At 37.0% G+C, this 7,330-nt stretch carries 8 protein-coding genes; 6 read left to right on the top strand and 2 right to left on the bottom strand.

Going from position 1 to position 7,330, the window contains the following annotated elements; genetic code table 11:
* Nucleotides 1-356 precede the first annotated feature (356 nt).
* Nucleotides 357-1,376, bottom strand: coding sequence for an AmmeMemoRadiSam system radical SAM enzyme (gene amrS / locus VMW81_06670; protein ID HUU50623.1), 1,020 nt, complete (start codon nt 1,374-1,376; stop codon nt 357-359).
* 136 nt (nt 1,377-1,512) lie between these two features.
* Nucleotides 1,513-1,869 carry a DNA polymerase ligase N-terminal domain-containing protein gene (locus VMW81_06665; GenBank protein ID HUU50622.1) on the bottom strand — a complete coding sequence of 119 codons (357 nt, stop codon included), beginning with the start codon at nt 1,867-1,869 and terminating at the stop codon, nt 1,513-1,515.
* A 186-nt stretch (nt 1,870-2,055) separates the two neighbouring features.
* Here VMW81_06665 and VMW81_06660 point away from each other — a divergent pair, with 186 nt between their 5' ends.
* From VMW81_06660 to VMW81_06635, 6 genes are all read left to right on the top strand, one after another.
* A complete protein-coding gene (locus tag VMW81_06660; protein ID HUU50621.1) occupies nt 2,056-2,568 on the top strand; it encodes a YIP1 family protein in 513 nt (170 codons plus the stop codon).
* A gap of 271 nt (nt 2,569-2,839) precedes the next feature.
* Complete coding sequence (hcp, locus tag VMW81_06655; protein ID HUU50620.1) at nt 2,840-4,468, top strand: hydroxylamine reductase; 1,629 nt, start codon at nt 2,840-2,842, stop codon at nt 4,466-4,468.
* A 159-nt stretch (nt 4,469-4,627) separates the two neighbouring features.
* Entirely contained in the window at nt 4,628-4,888 is a 261-nt protein-coding gene (locus VMW81_06650; GenBank protein HUU50619.1) for a hypothetical protein, read from the top strand.
* 122 nt (nt 4,889-5,010) lie between these two features.
* Nucleotides 5,011-5,379: a hypothetical protein gene (locus VMW81_06645; GenBank protein ID HUU50618.1), complete on the top strand. Its 369-nt coding sequence runs from the start codon at nt 5,011-5,013 to the stop codon at nt 5,377-5,379.
* Nucleotides 5,376-6,386, top strand: coding sequence for an HDOD domain-containing protein (locus VMW81_06640; GenBank protein HUU50617.1), 1,011 nt, complete (start codon nt 5,376-5,378; stop codon nt 6,384-6,386). The genes VMW81_06645 and VMW81_06640 overlap by 4 nt, the downstream gene beginning before the upstream one ends.
* Nucleotides 6,383-7,216, top strand: a complete 834-nt coding sequence (locus VMW81_06635; GenBank protein ID HUU50616.1) for an HDOD domain-containing protein — start codon at nt 6,383-6,385, stop codon at nt 7,214-7,216. Before VMW81_06640 ends, VMW81_06635 begins: the two co-directional genes overlap by 4 nt.
* The last annotated feature ends 114 nt before the right edge of the window (nt 7,217-7,330 follow it).

Here is a 7,330-nt window from a genome sequence, read left to right as displayed (position 1 = left end):
TTTTGTATTTCCTTCTGTTTCTCCTGCACCAAAAAAATAGACATACTTTTTTTTCATTTAATTTCTCCTGATTAATAAATTTCTCATTTTGAATATAATAAAAGAAAAAATATTTAACAAATCTTGATCTTGTTTGTCAAGAATGAAATCTCTCTATAACAAAAATTGTTAAATATCGTAACAAAATAACACCGATTTGGAAATTAAATAATTTAATATATTAAATTTATGGAACTTTTTTAAGGATACAGTGTCTATATAAACAGAAAAGAAAAAGAACTTTCTCAATTACTTCCTCTTTTCCTCCAATTAAAAAGGGAAGGTATTAAAATTCTTTAATACCTTCCCTTTTTATATTAAAAACTTCCATAAATCGTCTGCTCGCAAAAAGGGCATTTTCCATCCGCTATATTTATCTCTTTGATTTCAAGAATACTTCTCTTAATCAACATCCTTTTGCAATTAGAGCAATAAGTATTCTCCCCTGGATGGTGAGGAACGTTTCCTAGATATACATACAATAATCCTGATTCCAGACCAATTTCTCTGAATCTCTCCATTTGTGAAATAGGAGTTGGTTTTAGATATGACAAATCAAGACACGGATAAAAGCGAGTGATATGCCATGGTATCTCTTTACCCAGTTCATCCCTAATCCATTTAGCTAACTCTTTGATTTCCAATTCATTATCATTATATCCCGGTATGACATTTGTGACAATCTCTATATGCATCTTCCATTTCATTCGTGCTCGCTTTACTACTTTAAGTATTCCACGAAAATCCTGAATATTTGCGATTCTTTTATACGTTTTTTGTGAGAATCCCTTGATATCGACCCTAAATATATCCAAGTATGGCCCAATAGTATCTAAGGCTTCCTCAGTAATATAGCCATTGGTAACATAGTTTGTATAGAGATTGTTTTTTTTTGCTATCTTTGCACTATCTAGGGTATATTCCAACCAGATTGTTGGCTCATTAAATGTCCAGGATATACCTATACAATGATACCTTTTTGCCATATTAATTGAGCCTTCAGGGGATATATATTGGGTATCCCTTATCTTCATCTCTCCTCTTATTATATGGGCAATCTCCCAGTTCTGACACCCAGGACAGAAAAAGTTACATCCTAATGAACCTAAAGATAACCATTGACTTCCAGGATAAAAATGATAAATCGGTTTTTTTTCAATAGGATTAACAGAAAATGAGGCGACCTTTCCATAAATAAGAGAATAAAGTTCCCCTTTTATATTCTCACGTGTTTTACAATAGCCTTTTTCACCATCTTTTATAATACATTTCCTCTGGCAAATATTACATTGAACCCTATTTTCAGATAACTTAATGGATAAAAGGGACTTTATCATTGATCTATTTCTTAAACTTACCTTTTATTTTCAGAAAATTAGAGCGATCTTTAATAGAGATTATTGATTTATTTTAAAACAAAGAGTAGAAGAATTTACTTTTATGTTATTGATTATTTAAAGGTTAAATATTTTTTTACTTAATGAGCAACCATTCGTTTTCTTTAAATTTTTTTGGATGAATAAGAATAAATTTTCCTTTCAATTTTTTACCATTTAATTCAAATTCAATCTTATCTCCTCCCCAATTCTTAATCTTAACATCCCCCTTATCCCATATCTCAACAGTTCCCTTTCCATAACCCTCTTCGATTTCTCCTTCAAAGTTAGCATAATCCAGTTCATGATCTTCCACCTCTATAGCTAATCTCTTAAAATGTTTGCCTAAAGGTTCTTTGGGTATTGCCCATGATTTCAAAACCCCATCTTTTTCAATTCTAAAATCATAATGAAGATGAGTAGCCTTATGCTTTTGTACTACAAAGATTGGCATGATTTATGGACCCTTGAAAATTGACGGCATTATCGTCGTGTTTAGTAATTTGATGATAATATAAATATCGCTTTAAAAAGTCAAATGTTGTTGACGGATTATGATTTCTTTGATAAAAGTTTATTAAATAACTATTTAAGAGTTCTTATATTCCCTATTTAAATAAAAATAAATTCAGGAGGAAAGATGGCCAGTTTTAGCGAGCGGATTATCAGGGCTGCTAAGTTAGATGTCAAGGTTTATGAAGAGATAGAGGCTGACAAAGAAGCCTTTGCGCAGGCAATAATGGTTGTTGTTCTCTCTAGCATAGCTGCTGGAATAGGGAGCCTTTCAAAAGAAGGATTAGGAGGACTTTTCATAGTCACAATTGGAGCCCTTCTTGGGTGGTTTTTTTGGGCCTACCTGACCTACCTCATCGGTACAAAAATTCTCCCTGAGGCCCAGACACAAGCAGACTATGGGCAACTATTACGGACCATTGGATTTTCGAGCTCCCCTGGATTGATTCGAATCCTGGGTATCATCCCATTTCTTAAGGAGATTATTTTCATGGTAGCCACCCTCTGGATGCTTGTAGCTATGATAATTGCAGTTAGACAAGCCCTTGATTACACATCAACGCTCAGGGCTGTAATTGTCTGTGTGATTGGTTGGGTCTTTCAAGTTGTAATCTTTTCATTATTATTTGCGATTCTCTAAAGGCTTTTTACCTTCTTCTAAAATTTCTCGACTCATTCAGTATCCCTCGTTAATTCGATAGAATGCGCTAGCCCAAACTGTTAATTTACAAATTCTTTCATGGAAACTGCCTGATTAATTAAAACCGATGACTAATAGAAAAGAGAGGGTTTTTTGAAGTAATTTTAAAAAAATCTTCGTCTATTTGATTTAAGTCAAGGAATTTCGACGATAGCTCTATATTATTTATTGTAAGAAGAAAAAATTTAACCATTTTCAAAGGAGGTAGGTTATGTTCTGTTATCAGTGCGAACAGACTTCAAAAGGAGAAGGTTGTACTCAAGTTGGGGTTTGTGGGAAAAAGCCGGAAGTAGCTGCCTTGCAGGACCTTTTAATCTATGTATTAAAAGGGCTGTCCCAGAGTGCTGTCGAAGGCCGTAAAGTAGGAATTATCGATGAAGATGTAAATAAATTTACATGTGAAGCGATGTTTTACACCGTGACCAATGTAGACTTTGATCCTGAAAGGTTTGTTAAGGTTATTAATGAATGTGTTTCTTTGAGGGATTCTCTCAAGGAAAAGGTAAAAGCAGCAGGAGGAAAGATCGATTTTCCCGAGGGACCGGCCACATTCATTCCTGAAAAAACTATGGGAGGTCTAGTGGCTCAGGGAGAAAAGGTAGGAGTCAAATCTGAGCCAGATGACCCTGATATTCTCTCTCTCAAGCAGCTTCTGATTTACGGTTTAAAAGGGCTTTGTGCATATGCTGACCATGCTCAGATCTTAGGACAAAAGGATGAAGCGGTCTATGCTTTTATCCATGAAGCACTGGCTGCTCCATTGAGGAAGGATATCAGCGCTGATGAACTAGTCGGTCTTGTTTTGAAATGCGGGGAGACAAACCTCCGCACCATGGAACTGCTTGATACCGCAAATACAGGTACTTATGGCCATCCTGTACCGATAAAGGTTCCTCTTGGCGTTAAAAAAGGCAAGGCAATCCTTGTTTCTGGACACGATTTAAAGGATATGGAAGAGATCCTTAAACAGACAGAAGGAAAAGGTATCTATGTATACACACATGGAGAAATGCTCCCATGCCACGGATATCCTAAACTGAAAAAATATTCCCATTTTTACGGACATTACGGAACAGCATGGCAAAACCAGCAAAAGGAATTCTCTGAGTTCCCTGGTGCCATTGTCATGACCACAAACTGCCTCCAGAAGCCGCAAGAATCGTATAAAGATAATCTTTTTACTACCGGTCTCGTAGGCTGGCCAGGAGCAACCCATATTCCAGACAAGAACTTTGCACCCATAATTAAAAAGGCTCTGGAGATGCCAGGATTTTCTGAGGATAAAAACGGCCGCTCAGTTTTTACAGGCTTTGGACGCAATGCAGTGATGGGGGTTGCTGACAAGGTCATTAATGCCGTTAAGAATAAAGCAATACGCCATTTCTTTTTAGTGGGTGGTTGCGACGGTTATAAACCCGGACGGAGCTATTACACCGAATTTGTTGAAAAGGTGCCCAAAGATTGTGTGGTTTTGACGCTTGCTTGCGGAAAGTTCCGTTTCTTTGATAAAGACCTAGGGGATATCGGTGGAATACCAAGGCTCCTCGATATTGGCCAGTGTAACGATGCCTACTCTGCCATCAAGATTGCAGGTGCTTTGGCTGATGCCTTTAAATGCGAGGTAAATGATCTACCGCTATCTATGGTCTTGTCATGGTATGAACAGAAAGCTGTGGCCATTTTATTGACCCTTCTTTGTCTCGGCATTAAGGATATAAGGCTTGGTCCAAGTCTTCCAGCCTTTATTACGCCGAATATTCTCAATGTTCTGGTAGAAAAATTCAATATTATGCCTATAACCACCCCTGATGAAGACCTGAATGCTATCCTTTCAAAGTAGCTTCAAAATATGCTGTATGAGGGTCATCTTGCCCTCATACAGCAGCATTATTTCCAGTCGATATTCTTTGTTAAATTCATTGAATTTAAAGAAATATCTCTAAAAAGCTCAAGAAATTCGTCTCCTTTTACGATAATACTATTTAAAGGGGGCAAAAAAATGAAGAAAATATTAATCATATCTTTAATTGTCTGCTTTTTTACCGCAACAGGGGTTCCTCTCTCTTTTGCTGATGAATATGATCCAGAAAGCGCAGCACATCCTTTACGTTTCTTGGGGTATGTCTTTTATCCCATAGGATATGCATTTGACCAGTTATTGTCTAGACCAGCTCATTTTTTGGTTCATCAAAAAGGAATAAAAACCCTGTTTGGTCACGAGGAAGATACTCACCGATTTTTAGAATGGTCTGAGCAATAATCTTCAAAAAACCAAATAATTAAATTTTGATTGTATGGAATTATCCTATAAAGATAAAAAGGGGTTAAGCCGATATATAGTTAAGAAATTAAGACTGATTTAATTTCTTTTGGAGCATAAAAATGCAAAAGATACCTTTAGATATGGCCAAATCAGGGATGAAACTCGCCAAGGATGTCCTTACTGATAATGGAAGAGTCCTCTGCGGACAGGGCACAGAGCTAACTGATTCCTTACTCCTAAGATTAGATAATTTAGGTATAGAGTCAATTACTGTAGAAGGCTTCCCTGTTCCCATGCCAGGAGAAGAAGTTAAACCGCTTGAGGTTTTAATAGAAGAGTTAGAAGAGCGTTTTAAAATGGTGACATCTGAACCACTCCTCATGGAAATAAAGGAAATACTCAAAAAACAACTGATCTTTAAGGAAGAAGAGAGAAAGGCCTACCTAGAGAAATCCGAATCCGAAACTTTTGAGGATAATAAACTATGAAAGATGTAAATACAATAAGAAGAAAAGTAGAAAACATAAAGGGATTACCCACCCTCCCAGGTATAGTAAAACAGATTAGTGAAATGGTGGTGAAACCCACCACCTCAGCAGAAGATATTGGAAGGGTTATCTCTAGTGACCAGGTTCTTTCTGTCAAGGTCCTTAAGCTTATCAATTCGGCCTTTTACGGTTTCCCAGGAAGAATATCCAGCGTAACCCATGGGATCGTTCTTCTTGGCTTCAATATAGTAAAAGGTCTGGTTTTGAGCGCCTCTGTCTTTGATATGATGGAAGGGAAAATGATTGGCTTGTGGGAACACTCACTTGGGACAGCAATTACATCAGGGATTATTGGCAAAAGAATTAAACAAGAAAACCCTGAGGAAGGCAATGAAGCAGGTCTTTTGCATGATATAGGAAAGGTAGTCATAAAAGTTAGCATGCCTGATGAATACGAAAAGATTTCGAAATTAGTTGTAGAAAAGGAAATGTCAATGTTTAAGGCTGAAAAAGTGGTTTTAGGTTTGACACATGCCGAGATTGGAGGATTTTTAGCTGAAAAATGGAATCTCCCTCAAAATTTAAGAGACCCTATCACCTATCATCATTTCCCTCGTCTAGCTAGGATAGCTCCCAAACAGACAGCAATGATTCACTTAGCAGATATCCTTATTAAGGGAATAGGTCATGGTCAAGGTGGAGATATGTGGATACCTCCTCTCAATAAAGAGGCATGGCAAACCCTTAACCTTTCAAAAAAGGATATTGAAGAAATAATCATAGAGATGATGACTGTAGAAAAATCCCCTGTTTCCACTAAAGGAGAAGAAACAGAACCGCTCGAGGTTTTAATAGAAGAGTTGGAAGAGCGTTTTAAAATGGTGACATCTGATCCTGTTCTTATGGAAATAAAGGAAATATTCAAAAAACAACTGATCTTTAAGGAAGAAGAAAGAAAGGCCTACCTAGAGAAATCCGAATCCGAAACTTTTCAAGATAAAAAATGAATACGATAACTGTCAGAAGAAAAATAGAGAACATAAAGGGATTACCCACGCTCCCTGGCGTTGTGCAAAAAATTAGTAATATGGTGGAAAACTCCACCACCTCAGCAGAAGATATTGGAAGGATTATCTCCAGTGACCAGGTTCTTACTGCCAAGGTCCTTAAGCTTATCAATTCGGCCTTTTACGGTTTCCCAGGAAGAATATCCAGCGTAACTCATGGTCTTGTTCTTATCGGCTTCAATGTAGTAAAAGGGCTAGTTTTGAGCGCTTCTGTTTTTGATATGATGGAAGGAAAAATGGTTGGTTTATGGGAACACTCACTTGGAACAGCAATTACATCAGGAATTATTGCCAAAAGAATGAATCAAAAAGACCCTGAAGAAGTCTCAGTAGCCGGTCTTTTGCATGATATAGGAAAGGTAGTCATAAAAGTTAGCATGCCTGATAAATACGAAAAGATTTTAGAATTAGTCGAAGAAAAAGAAATGCCAATGCTTGAGGCTGAAAATAAGGTATTGGATTTTAACCACGCCAATGTGGCTAACTGGCTTTGTGAAAAATGGAATCTCCCTGATAATTTAAAAGACCCTATCACCTACCATCATTCCCCTCATCTGGCTAAGAAGGTTCCCCGACAGACAGCAATGATTCACTTAGCAGATATTCTTGTTAAGGGAATAGGTCATGGACAGAGTGGAGATAGGTGGGTACCTCCTCTCAATAAAGAGGCATGGCAAACCCTTAACCTTTCAAAAAAGGATATTGAGGAGATTATCATAGAGATGGATACTGATCTGGCAATGGTGGAAGACTTTGGATTTTCTAGTTAAGGATAAATAAGAATGCAAATAACGACGAAAAGAATTTTAATTGTAGAAGATGATTTGAAAACCGCTGACATGATAAAAAAAATCATGGAACAAAAGGGATACTTTGCTTATGTG

It is taken from the genome of Nitrospinota bacterium (genome assembly GCA_035528715.1).
In the GTDB taxonomy this organism is placed as follows: Bacteria; JADFOP01; JADFOP01; order DATKYB01; family DATKYB01; genus DATKYB01.
This window is presented reverse-complemented; position numbering and strand designations above follow the sequence as displayed.